The sequence below is a fragment of the Streptomyces sp. Ag109_G2-15 genome, assembly GCF_900215565.1.
Classification (GTDB): Bacteria; Actinomycetota; Actinomycetes; order Streptomycetales; family Streptomycetaceae; genus Streptomyces; species Streptomyces diastatochromogenes.
In genome coordinates this window covers 7,028,650-7,044,571 of the sequence record NZ_OCNI01000001.1, presented here as the reverse complement: position 1 = coordinate 7,044,571, position 15,922 = coordinate 7,028,650, and the positions used below count along the sequence as shown (strand labels likewise).

The window sequence follows — 15,922 nt, the reverse complement described above, 5'->3', positions numbered from 1 at the left end:
GCCGTCCGTCACCGGGCGGCGCCCCTTCTCCCCGTGCGTCGGCCGTTCAGACGCCGACCGTCTCCTCGACCTCTTCCTCGGCCTCTTCTTCATCGACCTGCTGCCGGGCCTGCTCCGTGGTCGGTGCGGGCTCGGGAAGAGCGGTCGCCTGCCTGGGCGTCCGGGCCCGCTCGTACGCGGCCGCGATCGCGGTCACCGCGAGGCCGGCGAGCAGCCAGACCACGAGCGTCCACACGTTGCGGGCGAGGCCGTCGTCACCGAAGTACAGGAGGCTGCGGATGCCCTCGACGAAGCCGGCGCCGTTCCAGAAGGCGTGCAGGGTGCCGAAGAAGCCGTTCTGCAGCTCGGGCCGGAACAGGCCGCCGGAGCTGGTGAAGTTGAGCATCACGAACAGCACCATCATGGTCAGCGTGGTCCAGCGCTTGAGGAAGGTGTGCAGGCCGACGCCGATGAAGAGGATGCCCGCCGAGTAGAGCCACGCCATGCCCCACACGCTCGCGAGGCCATGGTGGGCGAGGTGGAACACCGGCCCGGCGAGCAGTGCGCCGATGCCGCTGACCACCGCGGAGACACCGAGCGCGAGCAGCGCCCGTATCCGCATCGGGAGCGTGGCGCCCGCGGCGCCCAGGGCGGCGACCGAGGCGTAGGAGCCGATGCTCAGCGCGATCAGCAGGAAGAACAGGCCCTGGCCTGTGGGGTCGTCGGCGACCGGCGCGGCCACGTCGGTGACCTTCAGCGGGACGCCCTCCTTCGCGGCGACCGGTGTGAAGACCTTCTCGACGGCCGTGGCACCCATGTCGGAGGCGGCGGTGGCCACCAGCAGCTCGGGCGCCTTGGTGCTCGGCACATAGGCGCCGGTGACGTCCCGGGACTTCAGCAGGTCGACGGCGGCGGCGCGGGTGGCGACGGTGCGGACTTCGAGCTTGTCCCCCGCCGTGTCCTTGACGGTCTGGGCGAACACCTTCGCCTGCGGTCCGGCACCGACCACGGCGACGGGCAGGTGGTTCGGCTCCGGGGTCACGAAGGCCCCCATGTACGCGAGCCCCATGCCCAGGCACATCAGCAGCGGGGTGATCAGGTGCGTGAGCACATGGCGGAGCGCTGGTGACCTCATCGGGCACGACCTCCAATAGTTGGCTTATACAACTTTCGCTTCAAGTTGTACTATACAACTAGAACGACGGAGGAGGTATTCCGGTGACAGCGGAGACGGCCATCGAGACCATCCAGCGCGAGATGACGATCTTCGCCCGCCGGGCCCGGGCCTCGGCGGGACGCATGCATCCCGAGCTGTCGCTCGTGTCGTACACCCTCCTCGGCCACCTGGAGGAGAGCGGCGGCTGCCGGGCCACCGACCTGGCCGCGCACTACGCCCTGGACAAGTCCACGGTCAGCCGCCAGGTGGCCGCGCTGGAGCGGGCCGGGCTCATCGAGCGGCGCCTGGACCCGGAGGACCACCGGGTCCAGGTGCTGCATCTGACCGAGGCAGGCCACGAGATCCTCGCGCAGGTCACCCGGAGCCGGCGGGCCGCCTTCCGGGAGCGGCTCACCGGCTGGCCGGAGGAGGACCTGATCCGCTTCGCGGCCTACCTGGAGCGGTACAACGCCAGGCCGTCCGACGCCGACTCGGACTGAGGACCGGTCACGGCACCGGTACGGCGGCCCGGTCCTCCGGCAGATGCTCGGGGACTCGGGCCGCGAGGAACGCCGTCTGGCGGCGGAGCCGGAAGCCGAGGGACTCGTACAGCCGGATGGCGTTGGTGTTCCGGGCGCTGGTGTGCAGGAACGGGGTCTCGCCGCGCTCCCGGATGCCGTGCGCGACCGCGAGGATCAGCCGGGTGGCCAGGCCCTCGCCGCGGAAGGCCGGGTCGGTGCAGACCGCGCTGATCTCGGTCCAGCCCGGCGGGTGCAGCCGCTCCCCCGCCATCGCGATCAGGGCGCCCTCGCGACGGATGCCCAGGTAGGTGCCGAGTTCGATGGTGCGCGGCAGGAAGGGGCCGGGCTCGGTGCGCGCCACGAGATCGAGCATCTCGGGTACGTCGGCCGGGCCGAGGCGGACCGCCTCCGCGTCCGGTGCGGCGGCGAGGCCGTCGTCCACGAACTGCACGCCCTCGACCCGGAAGGTCACCTCCCAGCCGTCCGGCACCTCTCCGCTGTAGCCGGCCAGCGGCACCTCGGTGCCGGGGCCGGCCAGCGCGGCGAGGTCGGCCCAGTCGTCCGCGTCCGGCTCGTCGGACAGGGCCAGCCACGGGGAGACGTCCAGCGGGTAGCGCAGCACGCGGCCGTGCCGCTCGGCGAAGTGGGCGTGCGGGCCGGTCAGGGAGGCGCGGGCGGGGTTGTCGAGGACGTGCGGGGCCGCCGTCGCCTCGTCGGAGCCGACGCCGGCGCTGGTCAGGTCGCTCATGCGGACACCTCGATCACGATCTTGCCTCGGGCGTGCCCGTCCTCGACGGCGCGCAGGGCCTCCTCGGCCCGGTCGAGCGGGAAGGTACGGGTGACGTGCGGGTTCAGGGCCCCGCGCAGGACAAGGTCGGCCACGGCGTCCAGGACGGCGGCGGTGCGGGCGCGGGCGACCCGGGAGCCGCCCAGTTCGGCGACGGTCTCGGGCGGGGCCCCCGCGGTGATCAGCCTGGTCCGGTCGGCGAGCAGGGTGGCCGCCTCGGCGAGCGTCTCCTCGCCCACCAGGTCGTACACCGCGTCGACGCCCTCGGGTACGGCGGCGCGCACGCGCTCGGCGAGACCCGGGCCGCCGGGCACGTGCACGGCGCCCAGCGACTCCACGAAGTCCTTCTTGCTCTCGCTCGCCACGCCCACGACCTGCGCTCCGAAGGCGCGGGCGATCTGGACGGCCGCGCTGCCGACCCCGCCGCCCGCGCCCGTCACCAGCAGGGTCGCGCCCTCGGGCAGATCGAGCTGGCGGACACCGTCGTAGGCGGTGGCGGCGGCGACCGGCAGGGTGGCGGCGTCGGTGAAGGACAGCCCGGCGGGCTTGTGCGCGGCCTGGTCGGCGCGCAGCAGGGCGTACTCGGCGTATCCGCCGTCCACGGTGTTGCCGAACACCGCGTCGCCGACGGCGAACCCGGTCACACCCTCGCCGACCTCCTCGACGACACCGGCGGCCTCGCTGCCGAAGACCGCGGGAAAGACGCGCTCGGCGCTCTCGCCGGGGCGACGGAAGCCGCCCCGCAGTTTCCAGTCGACGGGGTTCACTCCCGCCGCCCGGACGGCGACCAGCAACTGGCCCGGGCCGGGGGCCGGCCGTTCCACGTCGGTCAGCGCCTCTGTCTCCGGGCCGCCGTACCGCGTGAAGACGTACGCCTTGGGCATCGTCTTTCCTCGCTTCCCTCGTGCTGTCACCGGCGCACCGGCCGGTACTCAGCGCCAAGGAGGAGCGCGGGGCGGCTATTCCCGGCCCTGCGCAGAGTTCATACGGCCGCAATGGTCGGGGCACTGACCTGGGACGGAGCACCCGCGCCGACAACGTACGGTTGAACCATGAACGTCACCCGAGGCTTCACGGGTCGCCCGCGCGTCGCCAATCCAGGGCTGCCACCAGGGCAGTACGACGCGGGGGACGACTGGCCCGTCCTGTCCGCCGAGGTCACCCCCGACCTCACGCCCGCCGACTGGTCCTTCCGCATCGACGGACTGGTGGAGCGGCCGCACACCTGGGACTGGGAGCAGGCGCACGCCCTGCCCGGCTCCTCGTACGCGGGTGACATCCACTGTGTGACCAGCTGGTCGAAGTTCGGGGTGCGGTTCGGGGGCGTCTCGCTGGACACGTTCTTCGATGTGGTCCGGCCCCATGGGTCCGCCACCCATGCGCTCGCCTACTCGCACTCGGGCTACACCACGAACCTGCCGCTCGCCGACCTCACCGGCGGGCGCGCCTGGATCGCCTGGGAGTACGACGGCGAGCCGCTCGCGCCCGAGCACGGTGGCCCGGCGCGGCTGCTGGTGCCGCACCTGTACTTCTGGAAGAGCGCCAAGTGGATCGCCGGCATCACGCTCCTCGACCACGACGAGCCGGGTTTCTGGGAGCGCAACGGCTACCACGCGCGGGGCAACCCGTGGGAGGAGCAGCGGTACTCCGGTGACTGAGACGACGGTGACCACGGACTTCACTCCCGCGACCCGCTTCGCCGTGCCCGGCCGCATCGCCGTGAGCAACCGGGCGGCGTCGGTGTGGCAGACGGCCACCCTGACCGAGATCCGGCGCGAGACGCCGCACTCGGCCACGTTCCGGCTCGCGGTGCCGGACTGGGCGGGGCACCTGCCCGGGCAGCACCTGATGCTGCGGCTGACCGCGGAGGACGGCTATGTGGCCCAGCGCCACTACTCGATCGCGTCCGCGCCGGACGACTCCGGCCACATCGAGCTGACCCTGGACCATGTGCCGGACGGTGAGGTCTCCGGCTGGTTCCACACGGTGGCCCGGCCCGGTGACACGGTCGAGGTGCGCGGCCCGCTGAGCGGCTTCTTCGCCTGGCCGGGCGACCGGCCCGCCCTGCTGCTAGGGGCAGGTTCCGGGGTCGTACCGCTGATGTCGATGGTGCGGCACCACCGGGCGCGGGGCCTCGCCGTGCCGCTGCGGATGCTGGTGTCGGCACGCAGCCCCGAGGAGCTGATCTACGCCGGGGAGCTGGGCCGGGAGACGACGGCCGTGTTCACGCGCAGCGCCCCCACGGGCCTGCCGGTGGGTCGTATGGCGGCCGCACATGTGGCGCCGCTCCTGGCCGAGCAGCCTCCGGGTGGGTGGGAGGCCTATGTGTGCGGCTCCAACGGCTTCGCCGAGCACGCCTCCCGCCTGCTGGTCGCGGCGGGCCAGCCGGTCGAGCGCATCCGCATCGAACGCTTCGGCTAGGGATCGAACGCGTCGGTCTGGGCCTGTCCGCCGGACACGCTCCAGGGCGCGCGGGTCCCGTGCGCGGCCGCTCGCGCAGTCCCTGGGGCGCGTGCCGCGTGCCGTGCTCCATGAGGGCTTGAAGTCGCGGTAGGCGGCGTGAGCGAGGTGCGCCGTACGGGGTACGAGACCGGTGTGGACGCTCGTGTGCGGCGGCGGGAGCGGACGACCGGTCACCCGGCTCGTCCGGCCCTCCGGCTCCGGCAGGGAGGTGGACATGCGTACCCAGGTGCGTGGCTGGCGCTGGCGGCGCAATCCGCTGCGGCGCCGCTCGGACGTCATCGAAGCGTGGACCGTGCTGGTCGTCTCCGTCCTGCTGTTCGTCGTCACGCCGCTGGCCGGGGTCGCGGCGGGCCTGCGCGCCCATGAGCAGGCGCGTGCGCTCGCGGTGTCGCAGCGGGCCGAGCGGCATCAGGTGCAGGCGGTGGTGACCGGCGACACCCCAGAGCGGCTGCCCACGGAGCAGGGCGACCGTGATCACCCCTACCGTGCCCAGGTCCGCTGGACCGAGCCGGGCAAGGGGACGCGTACCGCGCCGGCCCGCGTCCCGGCGGGGACCCGGGCCGGTGACCTGGTGATCGTGTGGTTCGACGCCCGGGGCCGCAGTGCCGCCCCGCCGCCGGACGAGTTCGCGGTCTGGCAGCACACGGTCACCGTCGGCGTGTGCGCGACCGGCGGTGCGGCGGCCGTGGTCCTCCTCGGACACGCCCTGGAGCGCCGGATCGCGCTGCGCCACCGGCTGGCCGAGTGGGAGCGGGAATGGGCGCGCACGGGACCGAAGTGGACACAGCCGCGGACCTGACCGGCACCGGCACACGAAGTGGCACTGGCAGGTGACCCGACCACCGGACCCTCGACGGTCACCCCGCTTGGCACCCGCAGCAAGCGATTTTGCCTCTCTGGCCAGCACCTCGACCCCGAGCGCAGGGCGACAAACCCCATCCGTACCGGACACGGCCCTGGCGAGTCATCCGATCACCCACGTACGGTGAGAGCGCGCAGTCTCCGTTCACGCTCCCTCCGCAAAGGCGGTCGCCGATGGCCCTGTTCGACCTCTCGATCGACGAACTCCGTGCGTACCGCAGCGAGTCCGAGGCGCCCGAGGACTTCGACGCCTTCTGGGGCAAGACGCTCCAGGAGGCGCGCGAGCACACCCTGGACGCCCGTTTCGAGCCGGTGGACACCGGGCTGTCCACGGTGCAGGTGTACGACGTGACGTTCGCCGGGTTCGGCGGTCACCCGGTCAAGGGCTGGCTGCGGCTGCCGGCCGGCGCCACCGAACCACTGCCGCTGGTGGTGGAGTTCATCGGCTACGGCGGCGGACGCGGCCTGGCGCACGAGAAGCTGCTGTGGGCGTCGACGGGCCGGGCGCACTTCGTCATGGACACGCGCGGGCAGGGCAGCGCGTGGGGCGGTGGGGGCGGCACGGCGGACCCGGTCGGCGCCGCGCCCGCCTACCCCGGGTTCATGACGCGGGGCATCGACGCTCCCGAGAACTACTACTACCGGCGCGTGTTCACGGACGCCGTGCGCGCGGTGGAGGCCGCCCGTTCGCATCCGCTGACCGACGCGGCGCGGACCGTGGTGATCGGGGAGAGCCAGGGCGGCGGCATCGCCCTCGCCGTCGGCGGGCTGCTGCCCGATCTGGTCGCCGTCGCCCCTGACGTGCCGTTCCTGTGCGACTTCCCGCGCGCGACCAGGCTGACGGAACGTCACCCGTACCGGGAGATAGGCCTGTTCCTCAAGACGCACCGCGGCCGCGCGGCCGACGTGCTGCACACCCTCTCCTACTTCGACGGCGTGCACTTCGCGGCCCGCGGCCGGGCCCCGGCTCTCTTCTCGGCGGCCCTGGAGGACCAGACGTGCCCGCCGTCGACCGTGTTCGCCGCGTTCAACGCCTGGGCGCACGAGGACAAGGCGATCGAGGTGTACGACTTCAACGACCACGAAGGCGGCGGGCCGTTCCAGGAGGAGCGGAAGCTGAGCTGGCTGCGGTCGTACGCCTGAGAGCACGGACAGAAGGAGCGGGGGCATGGACACGCGGGAGGCGGCCGAGCGGTTCGTCCGGGTCTGGGAGCGGGCCTGGGCCGCACATGACGTGGACGCGCTGATCGAGTTGTACGCGGAGGACTGTGTGCACCGGTCGATGCCGTTCCGCGAGCCGCACCGGGGGCGGGACGAGCTGGCCGCGTATCTGCGCTGGTCGTTCGCCGAGGAGCAGGTGACCGACGTACGGTTCTCCGCGCCCCTGGTGGGTCCGGGCGGGATCGCGGTGGCGGAGTTCCGGGTGCTGAGCGAGGAGGGCGGTGCCCCCGCCGCCCTGGCGGGCTGCGTGTTCGTACGGTTCGACGAGGAGGGGCGGGCCGTGGAGACCCGCGACTACTGGCACACGGCCGAGGGTCACCAGGAGCCGGCGGGCCGGCTGTTCTTCCTCTGACACTCGCGATAGTCGCCTGCTCCTCGCCCTTTTCAGCCAGTTGCCGCTCGCCGTGATCCCCGTGGCACCGGGATCACGCGGGTGGGTTTCGGCCTAACCGGCAGGACGCTCTTCCCTTGTGGTTTAGACCAATGCTAGATCTGGTCGCGCAATGAGCCCGCACGGCTACGTCTTGTCACCAACAGGAGGCGCGGCATGGCCCGCACCACCCCGCACGATCCCCCGAACGATCCCCCGCAGACCGACGCCGGGCCGCTGTACTGGCGGATCGCGTCACTGCTGCTCGACGAACTGCACGACGGCACCATTCCGCCCGGCGAGCGGCTGCCCGGCGAGCGGCATCTGGCCCAGCACTTCGGGGTCAGCCGGGAGACCGTCCGGCAGGCGCTCGAGGTGCTGCGCCGCGGCGGTCTGGTCGCCACCGACCGGCGCGGCAGCCATGCCACGCTGCCCGGCCGCCCGGTCGAGGACCCGGTCTCGCTCACCTTCCCGGTCGGCGCCCGCCCCGCCGACCTGGGCGCGGTGGACCGGGCGACGGTGACCTGGGAGGCGCCGCCGCCGGAGCACGCCGAGGCGCTGGGCCTGGCCCCGCACCGGCCGACGCTGATGCACCGCTACCGGTCGGCCACGCCCGACGGCCGGTCACTGCGTACGGCGGTGACGTCGTTCTCGGCCGTGGCACTCGCCGAGGTCGCGGAGCTGGGCCGCTACCGCGACCGGGCCGACGGGGCCACTCCCGCGCAGCTGCGCCGGGCCTACGACTGGATGCGCAAGGCCGGTCTGGCGCTGCACCACCGGGACGCCATCACCCAGGTCGGCGACGCCGCCTCGGTGCGGGTGACCCGGCGGGTGCACGACCAGTACGCGCGCCCGCTGGAGATCACCGACCTGGTGGTGAACGCCGAACAGGACGCGCTGGTCTACGAGTTCACACTGCCGGCGGCGGGGTGACCCCGTCACCCCTGCGCGCCGACACCAGCCGGACGCGGGGGCTGCCGTCGCCGCGCCGCCCGAACTCGGGCAGCGCGTGCAGGTCGACCGTGAACCCCGCGCGCGTCAGCTCCTCCAGTACCTCACCCAGCCGGAAGGCCCGGTAGTACATGACGAACGGCGGCCTCCACAGGGCGTTGCGCACCCGCATCACCGCGTCGAAGCCGAGCAGCATCCAGAAGGCGGGGCTGGACGGGCGGGGCGGGGCGAGGACCGGGAAGGCGAACCGGCCGCCCGGCCGCAGCACCGAGTGGACCTGGGTGAACAGCCCGGGCAGCTCTCGGGGCAGGAAGTGGCCGAACGCCCCGAAACTGACCACCAGGTCGAAGGCGGCGGTGAACGGCAGGGCTCGGGCGTCGGCGCGCACCCAGGCGACGCCCGGCGCCTCGGCCCCCGCCGCAAGCCCGGCGCTCGCGGCCCGGCGCCGGGCGACGTCCAGCATGCCGGCGCTGAAGTCGACGCCGGTGACACTGCGCCGGCACAGCCCGGCCAGGACGTCCAGCCCGGCGCCGGTGCCGCAGCACAGGTCGAGGCCGTCCTCGAACGGGCCGAGCGGGCCCAGCGCCTTCGCCACCGAGTCCAGCACCGCGTCGGGTGTGCGGAAGGGGGTGTGGTCGAACTTCGGGGCCAGCAGGTCGTAGCCGTGCTCGACGGACGACAGCGCCTGTACGGCGAGTTCGCGGAGCGTGGGGCCTTCGGGGCTGAACATCCCGTCAGCCTAGGTGCTCGCGCGGCTGTGGACACGATTACCGCGGCTGGCTACTCTCCTCCGCATCTATTCAGTTAATTGACTATGCGAGGTGATCCGATGCGCGCGTTCCGTGCGGCGGTAGAGGCGGGAGACCTGGACGCCGTCGAGTCACTGCTGGCCGACGACGTCGTCTTCACCAGCCCGGTCGTCTTCAAGCCGTACCCGGGCAAGGCGATCACCGCGGCGATCCTGCGCGGGGTCTTCCAGGTGTTCGAGGACTTCCGGTACGTCCGTGAGATCGGCGCCCCGGACGCCTCCGACCACGCGCTGGTCTTCACGGCGCGGGTGGGCGACCGGCAGCTGACCGGCTGCGACTTCCTGCATGTGAACGAGGACGGGCTGATCGACGACTTCATGGTCATGGTCCGTCCGCTGTCGGGCGCCCAGGCCCTCGCCGAGGCCATGGGCGCACGGTTCGACCAGATCGCGAAGGAGGCGGAGGCGCGGTCCGCCTGAGCGGTGCGGCTCCGCCCCGGATGGTTCAGGCCACCGTCAGCGTGATGGCTCCGGTGCAGGTCGTGCCGGGCGTGATGGCCGTCGTCGCGCCGTCGACGTTCATCGTCACGGACCTGCCGCGCGGGGCCCGTACCGTCGCGTCGGCGGCGAGGGCGAGCCGGGTCAGGTGGGAGGTGCCGGTGACCGTCCACGTCGAGCCGCTGTCCAGCCGTACGATCGCGCCGTTGTTCACGGCGGCCTGCGCGGTGTTGGTCACGATGCCCAGCTCGTAGAAGGTGGACGCGTCGATGCTGCACACCCGGTGCCTGGCCCGCGTCGCCGAGATGACTCCCTCGACGGTGGAGTCCTCGAAGGTGAGGACCATGTTCCTGCCCTTGCGCACGCCGTTGTAGGAGTCGCCCTTCAGCGCGATCGAGCCGAAGGTGGCGGCGCCGTCGGTGGCGTGGACGGCGGTGACGACGAAGCTCGCGTCCTTCACCGGGTCGTCGGCGGGCTCGGTGTAGACGCCGGTGTTCATCATCTTGCCGTTCACGTTGACCGGGCCCGGGTCGTCCAGCTCGATCATCGTCCCATTCCCGTACCCCCTGGAGGAAGCCGTCGGCCGCATGCGCCTTTCGGGCCGTACCGTCGTCGTCACCGGAGCCGCGCAGGGCCAGGGAGCCGCCGAGGCGGAGGCCGCCGCCCGCGAGGGCGCCACGGTCGTCGCGACCGACGTGCTGGACGAGGCCGGCGAGAAGCCGGCCGTGTCCCTGCGCGCCGACGGCTTCGACGTGCGCTACGCCCGCCTGGACGTGTCCTCACCCGCGGACTGGACGGCGCTGGCGGCCTCCCTGGACGTGGTGCACGGCCTGGTGAACAACGCGGGCATCCCGATGCGGGCCCGCCTCGGCGAGGTCGAACTCGCCGACTTCCAGCGGGCGTTCGCGGTGAACACGGCGGTCGCGCTGCTCGGCATCCAGGCGCTGGCCCCGCTCATGCCGGCTGGCTCCTCGATCGTGAACGTCGGCTCGGTCGCGGCCCTGACCGCCCATCACGCGGTCGCCTACCAGCAAGTGGGCGCTGCGGGGCCTGTCCAGGGTGGCGGCCCTGGAGCTGGCCCCGCGCGGCATCCGTACGAACCTCATCCACCCCGGGTACATCGAGACCCCGCTGATGGCGTCCGCGAACCCGGTGTTCGTGCGGGCGCACCTCGCGATGACACCGCACGGCCGCGCGGGCATCCCGATGCGGGCCCTGCGGAGATCACGGTCGACGGCGGGTACGCGGCGCACGGCGGCGTCAAGGCGATCACCAACGCGCTGGACGCGGTGTGAGGGTCAGTCCTTGAGCTGCTCCAGCGTGGACCTGGTGTCCGTCTTCAGCCAGTCGGACACGTCGGTGAGCGCGGGCGGGTTCTTGTCCTGGTCGTACGAGCTGAGGTAGGCGCTGTAGCTCATCGTGTACGTCACCCAGCCGTCGCGTACGGCGAGGGTGGCGTAGCGGGAGCCGCTCGTGGAACCGCTGGTGGTGTCCTGGCTGACCAGGTAGGCCTCGTCGCCGATGCCCTTGACGGGGCTGACGTCGTAACCGGTGTGGCTGTCCCCGTAGTTCTTCCAGGTGGCGGTGAACTCCGGCCCGGGGTCGGTCTTGCGGTGCAGGTCCACCTGCATGGAGAGGTAGGCGTCCGCGTAGCTGGAGCCGGTCTTCTTCAGGCTCAGGCTGCAGTAACTCTCGTCCAGCGCCTTGTCCTTGAGGGAGTTGTGGGTCGCGGAGGAGTCGTTCTCGGGGTACTCGTCCTTGAAGGACGAGTAGTCCGCGCCCGAGCACATGTTGGAGGGCGCCGAGTAGCCGCGCAGGTCCGCGCTGTCGCCCGTGCCGCCGATCAGGAACACCCCGGCCGCCCACGCGGCGGAGGCGATGACCGCCCCCACGGCGAGCCACAGCACGGCCCGCCCGGCACCACCGCCGCCACCGGACGCCGGTGTGGGTACCGGGCCGTACTGGGGCGGCTGCGCGTAAGGGTTCCCCGGCACCCCTGCCTGGGGCGGGGCCGGCTGTCCGACCAGCGTGGGCTGCGCATAGAAGTTCCCCGGCGGGGGAGACTGCGGGTTCGGGTAAGAGTAGGCCGTCGGCTGCGGCGGGACCCCCTGCTGTGGCGCGGGTTGTCCGGGCTGCGGCCCGGGCTGGTCGGCCGGCTGTGGGGGCTGCGGTGGCGTGGACATGTCGTGAAGATAGTGCACAGTGGGCGGTCAAGTCCCCTGACGTCCGGGATCGTTATGGTCTGGGGACATCTGGTGCGAGCCGGTGACACACGGGTACGGACCGGACTCCCGCGTCGCACAGGAGGGCCGGGACCCAGGGGCCCCGGCCGTCTCCCGTCGCCCGCCGGCTAGACGGGCGCCGTCCGCGCCGCGGCGTTCACCGCCGTCCGGGCGGTGTTCCTGCGGACCAGCAGCAGGGTGACCAGCGCGCCGAGCAGCGAGGCGCAGCCGCAGAACATGCCCTTGTCGGCGCCGCTCAGTTTGCCCGCCGGCGCGGAGCAGGCGGCGCTCATCGCGATGGTGCTGATCACGGCGGGCCCGAGAACCTGCCCGAACTCGCGGACCAGGCTGGTGGCACCGCCGGCCATGCCGGTCATCTCGATCGGTACGGCGTTCACGGCGGCCGAGGTCAGCGAGGAGACCACGCAGATGAAGCCGATGCCGAGCAGCAGCACCGGGCCGAGAAAGGCCATGAGGGAGGTGGTGGTGACGGGCAGCGCGGCGATCCAGAACTGGCCGGCGGCCATCGGCGGCAGACCACCCATCAGCAGCCGGCGCGGTTCGACCCGGGTGAGCATCCGGCTGAGCACGGGTGCGAGCAGCAGCGGGATCAACTGGAGGATGACGAACGGCATTCCGGCCCGCAGCGCGCTCAGGTGCATCACGGCGCCGAGCCGGATGGAGACGCAGTACGCCGTACCGATGAACCCGAACATCCCGGTGAGCGCGACCACGGCGGCCGCGGCGAACGACGGGATCCACAGCAGGTCCAGGTTGAACATGGGCGACTCGGCGCGCTTCTCGGCGGGCACGAACCCGATCAGGGCGAGCGCGGCCAGCGTCAGCGCGCCGACGATCGCGGGGCTGCTCCAGCCGCGGTCGCCGACCTCGATGATGCCCCACAGCAGGGCGGTGAGGCCCACGGCGACGGTGATCTGGCCGGGCCAGTCCAGGGCGCGGCCTTCCTCTCAGGAACAGCAGCGAGGCCGCCAACTCCTCGACGTGCGGCCGGAGTTACTCCACCCTGCGGGGTGTGAACGCCCGACTCGCCGGCGACCGCAGCCTGCGGTGGTCGTCCCCGTCGGCGGTGCTCATGCCCTGCACGGTGGCGAAGGGCAGCAGCGGCCATCCCAGCCCGATCCTCCCCCAGGCCCCGCACCCGCGGGAATAGCTCACGCCATCGACGGGTTGAGCAAATCGCAGTGGTACCGCGCCATCGAGTGGTACCGTGCAGTCAGCACTTGTGTACGCCCCTTTGTGGGCGCCGGTGCCAGTTTCTTCTCTCCACGCTGATCCGGCCCTCGTTCTCCGACTCGGGCGCGTCAGCTTCTCAGCACCACCTCGGAGCCCCGGCACCACCGCGGCCGAGGTGTCGTTTCCGCCGCCCGGAGGCACGTACGCCCTCCCCTCTCGCGGCCCTCTCCCTCCTTCCTCATGTCTTCCGTCCGTGAAAGGACCACCCATGACCACCACACTCGAACCCCCTCACGTAGAGCAGCAGGCCCCGGCCGCCCGGCTCGTCACCGGCGTCCTCGACGTCGACGCGCACGGGAAGGGGCAGCTGCGGGCCGTGCACTGCCTGCCCTCCCCCGCCGATCCGCAGGTCCCCGCCGCACTGATCCGCAGGCACGGCCTGCGCAAGGGCGACCTGGTCGAGGGCGTCCGCGGGGCGCAGCGCGCGCTCACCGAGGTCACCCACGTCAACGGGCGCGACCCGGGCGAACTCCGGGGCCGCCGCCACTTCCGGGACCTCACCCCGCTCCACCCCCACGAGCGGATCCGTCTGGAACACCCGGCGGCCGGTCTCGCCGGACGGGTCACCGACCTGTTCGCACCGGTCGGCAAGGGCCAGCGCGGGCTGATCGTGGCCCCGCCCAAGAGCGGCAAGACCGTGCTGCTCCAGCAGATGGCCGCCGCCGTCGCCGGCAACCACCCCGAGTGCCGGCTGATGGTCCTCCTGCTGGACGAGCGTCCCGAGGAGGTCACCGAGATGCGCCGCTCGGTGCGCGGCGAGGTGTACGCCTCCACCTTCGACCGGACGCCCAAGGAGCACATCACCCTCGCGGAGCTGGTCGTCGAGCGGGCCAAGCGGCTCGTCGAGGACGGCGAGGACGTCGTCATCCTGCTGGACTCCCTGACCCGGCTGTGCCGGGCCCACAACAACGCCTCCGCCGCCGGCGGACGCACCCTGAGCGGCGGTGTCGACGCGGGCGCGCTGCTCGGCCCCAAGCGGTTCTTCGGCGCCGCCCGCCAGGCCGAGGAGGGCGGCTCGCTCACCATCCTCGCCACGGTCCTGGTGGACACCGGCTCCCGTGCCGACGGCTACTTCTTCGAGGAGCTGAAGAGCACGGGCAACATGGAGCTGCGGCTCGACCGGGAAGCCGCCGCCCGCCGTCTCTTCCCGGCCGTGGACATCGACCCCACGGGCACCCGCCGCGAGGAACTCCTGCTCACCCCGGCCGAGTTGACGGCCACTCGCGGCCTGCGCCGGGCCCTGCGCTCCCGGGAGGGCGGACCGGCCACCCTGGAGACCCTGCTGGAGCGGATGCGGGACACCCCCGACAACGCCACGTTCCTGCGCCGCGTCCAGCCCACGCTGCCGACGGGCTGAGCGCCGCCGGGTGGTCCGGAGTGCGGCATCCGGGTGCTCCCGTGGACCGTCCGGCCCTGGCAGCGCGCCCGACTTCCCTCCACTTCCTACGTTGATCATATGATCACCGGATTCTCTTGTCGGGCGGTGTCGTCGGCCTGCGCCCTGTGCGTCGCGGGCGTGCTGGCCCTCGCGCCGGCCGCCGCCGCCACCGCACACCGTGCGGGGGATCCCGCACCGCCCGGGCCGCGGGCCGCGGTGCCGAAACCGTCCCTGCTCCACCGCTCCGGCACACAGGTCAGACCGCACCGCGGCGCGCCCGAACTGCCGGACGTCTCCGCGCTGTCCTGGCTGGTCGCCGACGCGGCGAGCGGCGAGGTGCTGGCCGCGGGCGACGCGCACCGCAGGCTGCCGCCCGCCAGCACCCTGAAGACCCTGTTCGCCCTCACCGTGCTGCCGAGACTGCCGGCCACGATGCGGCACACCGTCCGGTACGAGGAGCTGGCGGACGTCGGCGAGGGCAGCAGCCTGGTCGGCGTCGAGGAGGGGCACAGCTACCGGGTGTCCGACCTGTGGCGCGGGGTCTTCCTCAGCTCGGGCAACGACGCCGTGCACGTACTCGCCTCCCTGGGCGGCGGCTGGCGTGCCACGGCCACCCGGATGCAGGCCAAGGCCCGCACCCTCGGCGCCCTGGACACCCATGTCGTCTCCCCCGACGGTTACGACACCCCCGGCCAGGTGTCCTCGGCGTTCGACCTGGCGGTCTTCGGCCGGGAGGGGCTGCGCAACCCCGACTTCGCCCGGTACTGCTCCACCGCCGAGGCCCTGTTCCCCGGCGAAGGAGTTCCGTACGCGATCGAGAACACCAACCGCCTGCTGACCGGTGAGGACGGCGTGGCGCGCTACCCGGGGCTGATCGGCATCAAGAACGGCTACACCAGCAACGCGGGCAACACCCTCGTCGCCGCGGCCCGGCAGGGCGGGCGCACCCTCGTGGTGACGGTGATGAACCCTCAGGAGGGCGGTGGCCTCGCCGTGTACGAGGAGGCCCGCGCCCTGCTCGACTGGGGTTTCGCGGCGGCCGGTCAGGTGGATCCGGTGGGCTCGCTGGACGGGCTGCGCACCGGGTCGAGACCGGCGTCGACCCCGGTCGCGGCGGCCACCTCGCCGGAGCCGGACGACGACTCGGACTGGTCCCCCGCCGCCGTCGCGGGTCTCGCCGGGCTCGGCGCGGGGGCGGTGTGGCTGGGGCTGCGGGCCAAGGGCGGCCGATCCGACCGCGGCTGACCGGTGGGCACGGCGAGCAGCAGGCCCAGCGTGATCCAGGTGTAGATGTTGCTGCCGAGGAAGCCGTCGATGCCGGAGGAGTCGTCGAACCAGAGCCACACCACGCTGGTGCACAGGACCGCGTACAGGGCGCCCGCCGGCCGCGGGTGCCCCGCGCGCGCCAGCACCGCGAAGGACGGCAGCAGCCACACCAGGTGGTGCACCCAGGTGATCGGGCTGACCAGGCAGGCCGCGGCACCGGTGAGGGCGAAGGCCGCCATCCAGTTGC

General features: G+C 72.6%; 17 protein-coding genes and 2 pseudogenes. 11 read left to right on the top strand and 8 right to left on the bottom strand.

All coding sequences use genetic code 11. The annotated features are described in order from the left end of the window. Positions 1–46 precede the first annotated feature (46 nt). Positions 47–1,114 (bottom strand): hypothetical protein, encoded by a 1,068-nt coding sequence (locus CRP49_RS31745; protein ID WP_097256431.1) that lies wholly within the window; start codon positions 1,112–1,114, stop codon positions 47–49. A gap of 122 nt (positions 1,115–1,236) precedes the next feature. Between CRP49_RS31745 and CRP49_RS31740 the strand changes: the two genes are divergently transcribed. Continuing rightward, the gene (locus tag CRP49_RS31740) at positions 1,237–1,635 is read left to right on the top strand and encodes a MarR family winged helix-turn-helix transcriptional regulator (protein ID WP_257033709.1); all 399 of its coding nucleotides are present in this window, start codon (positions 1,237–1,239) and stop codon (positions 1,633–1,635) included. Between the two features lie 7 nt (positions 1,636–1,642). Here CRP49_RS31740 and CRP49_RS31735 read toward each other — a convergent pair whose 3' ends face one another. Then, positions 1,643–2,404 carry a GNAT family N-acetyltransferase gene (locus CRP49_RS31735; protein ID WP_097256429.1) on the bottom strand — a complete coding sequence of 254 codons (762 nt, stop codon included), beginning with the start codon at positions 2,402–2,404 and terminating at the stop codon, positions 1,643–1,645. After that, positions 2,401–3,327 carry an NADP-dependent oxidoreductase gene (locus CRP49_RS31730; RefSeq protein WP_097256428.1) on the bottom strand — a complete coding sequence of 309 codons (927 nt, stop codon included), beginning with the start codon at positions 3,325–3,327 and terminating at the stop codon, positions 2,401–2,403. The genes CRP49_RS31735 and CRP49_RS31730 overlap by 4 nt, the downstream gene beginning before the upstream one ends. Before the next feature lie 168 nt (positions 3,328–3,495). Here CRP49_RS31730 and CRP49_RS31725 point away from each other — a divergent pair, with 168 nt between their 5' ends. From CRP49_RS31725 to CRP49_RS31700, 6 genes are all read left to right on the top strand, one after another. After that, positions 3,496–4,101, top strand: coding sequence for a sulfite oxidase-like oxidoreductase (locus tag CRP49_RS31725; RefSeq protein WP_097256427.1), 606 nt, complete (start codon positions 3,496–3,498; stop codon positions 4,099–4,101). A gap of 7 nt (positions 4,102–4,108) precedes the next feature. Beyond that, positions 4,109–4,864, top strand: a complete 756-nt coding sequence (locus CRP49_RS31720; protein ID WP_097256426.1) for a ferredoxin reductase — start codon at positions 4,109–4,111, stop codon at positions 4,862–4,864. A gap of 256 nt (positions 4,865–5,120) precedes the next feature. After that, positions 5,121–5,705 carry a hypothetical protein gene (locus tag CRP49_RS31715; RefSeq protein WP_101924661.1) on the top strand — a complete coding sequence of 195 codons (585 nt, stop codon included), beginning with the start codon at positions 5,121–5,123 and terminating at the stop codon, positions 5,703–5,705. Between the two features lie 236 nt (positions 5,706–5,941). Continuing rightward, positions 5,942–6,910, top strand: a complete 969-nt coding sequence (locus CRP49_RS31710) for an acetylxylan esterase (protein ID WP_097256425.1) — start codon at positions 5,942–5,944, stop codon at positions 6,908–6,910. Positions 6,911–6,935: 25 nt separating this feature from the next. Beyond that, complete coding sequence (locus tag CRP49_RS31705; protein ID WP_097256424.1) at positions 6,936–7,340, top strand: nuclear transport factor 2 family protein; 405 nt, start codon at positions 6,936–6,938, stop codon at positions 7,338–7,340. A 195-nt stretch (positions 7,341–7,535) separates the two neighbouring features. Then, on the top strand, positions 7,536–8,291 hold the full coding sequence (locus CRP49_RS31700) for a GntR family transcriptional regulator (protein ID WP_097256423.1): 756 nt from the start codon (positions 7,536–7,538) through the stop codon (positions 8,289–8,291). Here CRP49_RS31700 and CRP49_RS31695 read toward each other — a convergent pair. After that, entirely contained in the window at positions 8,269–9,039 is a 771-nt protein-coding gene (locus tag CRP49_RS31695; protein ID WP_097256422.1) for a class I SAM-dependent methyltransferase, read from the bottom strand. The two genes, CRP49_RS31700 and CRP49_RS31695, sit on opposite strands and share 23 nt — an antisense overlap. Positions 9,040–9,138: 99 nt before the next feature. Here CRP49_RS31695 and CRP49_RS31690 point away from each other — a divergent pair, with 99 nt between their 5' ends. Continuing rightward, the gene (locus CRP49_RS31690) at positions 9,139–9,537 is read left to right on the top strand and encodes a nuclear transport factor 2 family protein (RefSeq protein ID WP_097256421.1); all 399 of its coding nucleotides are present in this window, start codon (positions 9,139–9,141) and stop codon (positions 9,535–9,537) included. A gap of 25 nt (positions 9,538–9,562) precedes the next feature. Here the strand turns inward: CRP49_RS31690 and CRP49_RS31685 are convergent, their stop codons facing one another. After that, entirely contained in the window at positions 9,563–10,102 is a 540-nt protein-coding gene (locus CRP49_RS31685) for a hypothetical protein (RefSeq protein WP_257033551.1), read from the bottom strand. Between the two features lie 40 nt (positions 10,103–10,142). Here CRP49_RS31685 and CRP49_RS31680 point away from each other — a divergent pair. Then, positions 10,143–10,850: pseudogene (locus CRP49_RS31680) on the top strand (SDR family NAD(P)-dependent oxidoreductase). 3 nt (positions 10,851–10,853) lie between these two features. Here CRP49_RS31680 and CRP49_RS31675 read toward each other — a convergent pair. The 3 genes and pseudogenes from CRP49_RS31675 to CRP49_RS48140 form a co-directional block, all read right to left on the bottom strand. Beyond that, a complete protein-coding gene (locus CRP49_RS31675; RefSeq protein ID WP_257033550.1) occupies positions 10,854–11,738 on the bottom strand; it encodes a hypothetical protein in 885 nt (294 codons plus the stop codon). Positions 11,739–11,905: 167 nt separating this feature from the next. Next, entirely contained in the window at positions 11,906–12,700 is a 795-nt protein-coding gene (locus tag CRP49_RS31670) for an MFS transporter (RefSeq protein WP_257033549.1), read from the bottom strand. Positions 12,701–12,794: 94 nt separating this feature from the next. Continuing rightward, positions 12,795–12,923 (bottom strand): annotated as a pseudogene (locus CRP49_RS48140) (cytochrome P450); the annotation flags it as partial. Between the two features lie 316 nt (positions 12,924–13,239). Here CRP49_RS48140 and rho point away from each other — a divergent pair. Beyond that, entirely contained in the window at positions 13,240–14,388 is a 1,149-nt protein-coding gene (gene rho / locus CRP49_RS31660; RefSeq protein ID WP_097256419.1) for a transcription termination factor Rho, read from the top strand. Positions 14,389–14,487: 99 nt separating this feature from the next. After that, positions 14,488–15,654, top strand: a complete 1,167-nt coding sequence (locus CRP49_RS31655; RefSeq protein WP_257033548.1) for a D-alanyl-D-alanine carboxypeptidase family protein — start codon at positions 14,488–14,490, stop codon at positions 15,652–15,654. Positions 15,655–15,922 lie beyond the last annotated feature (268 nt).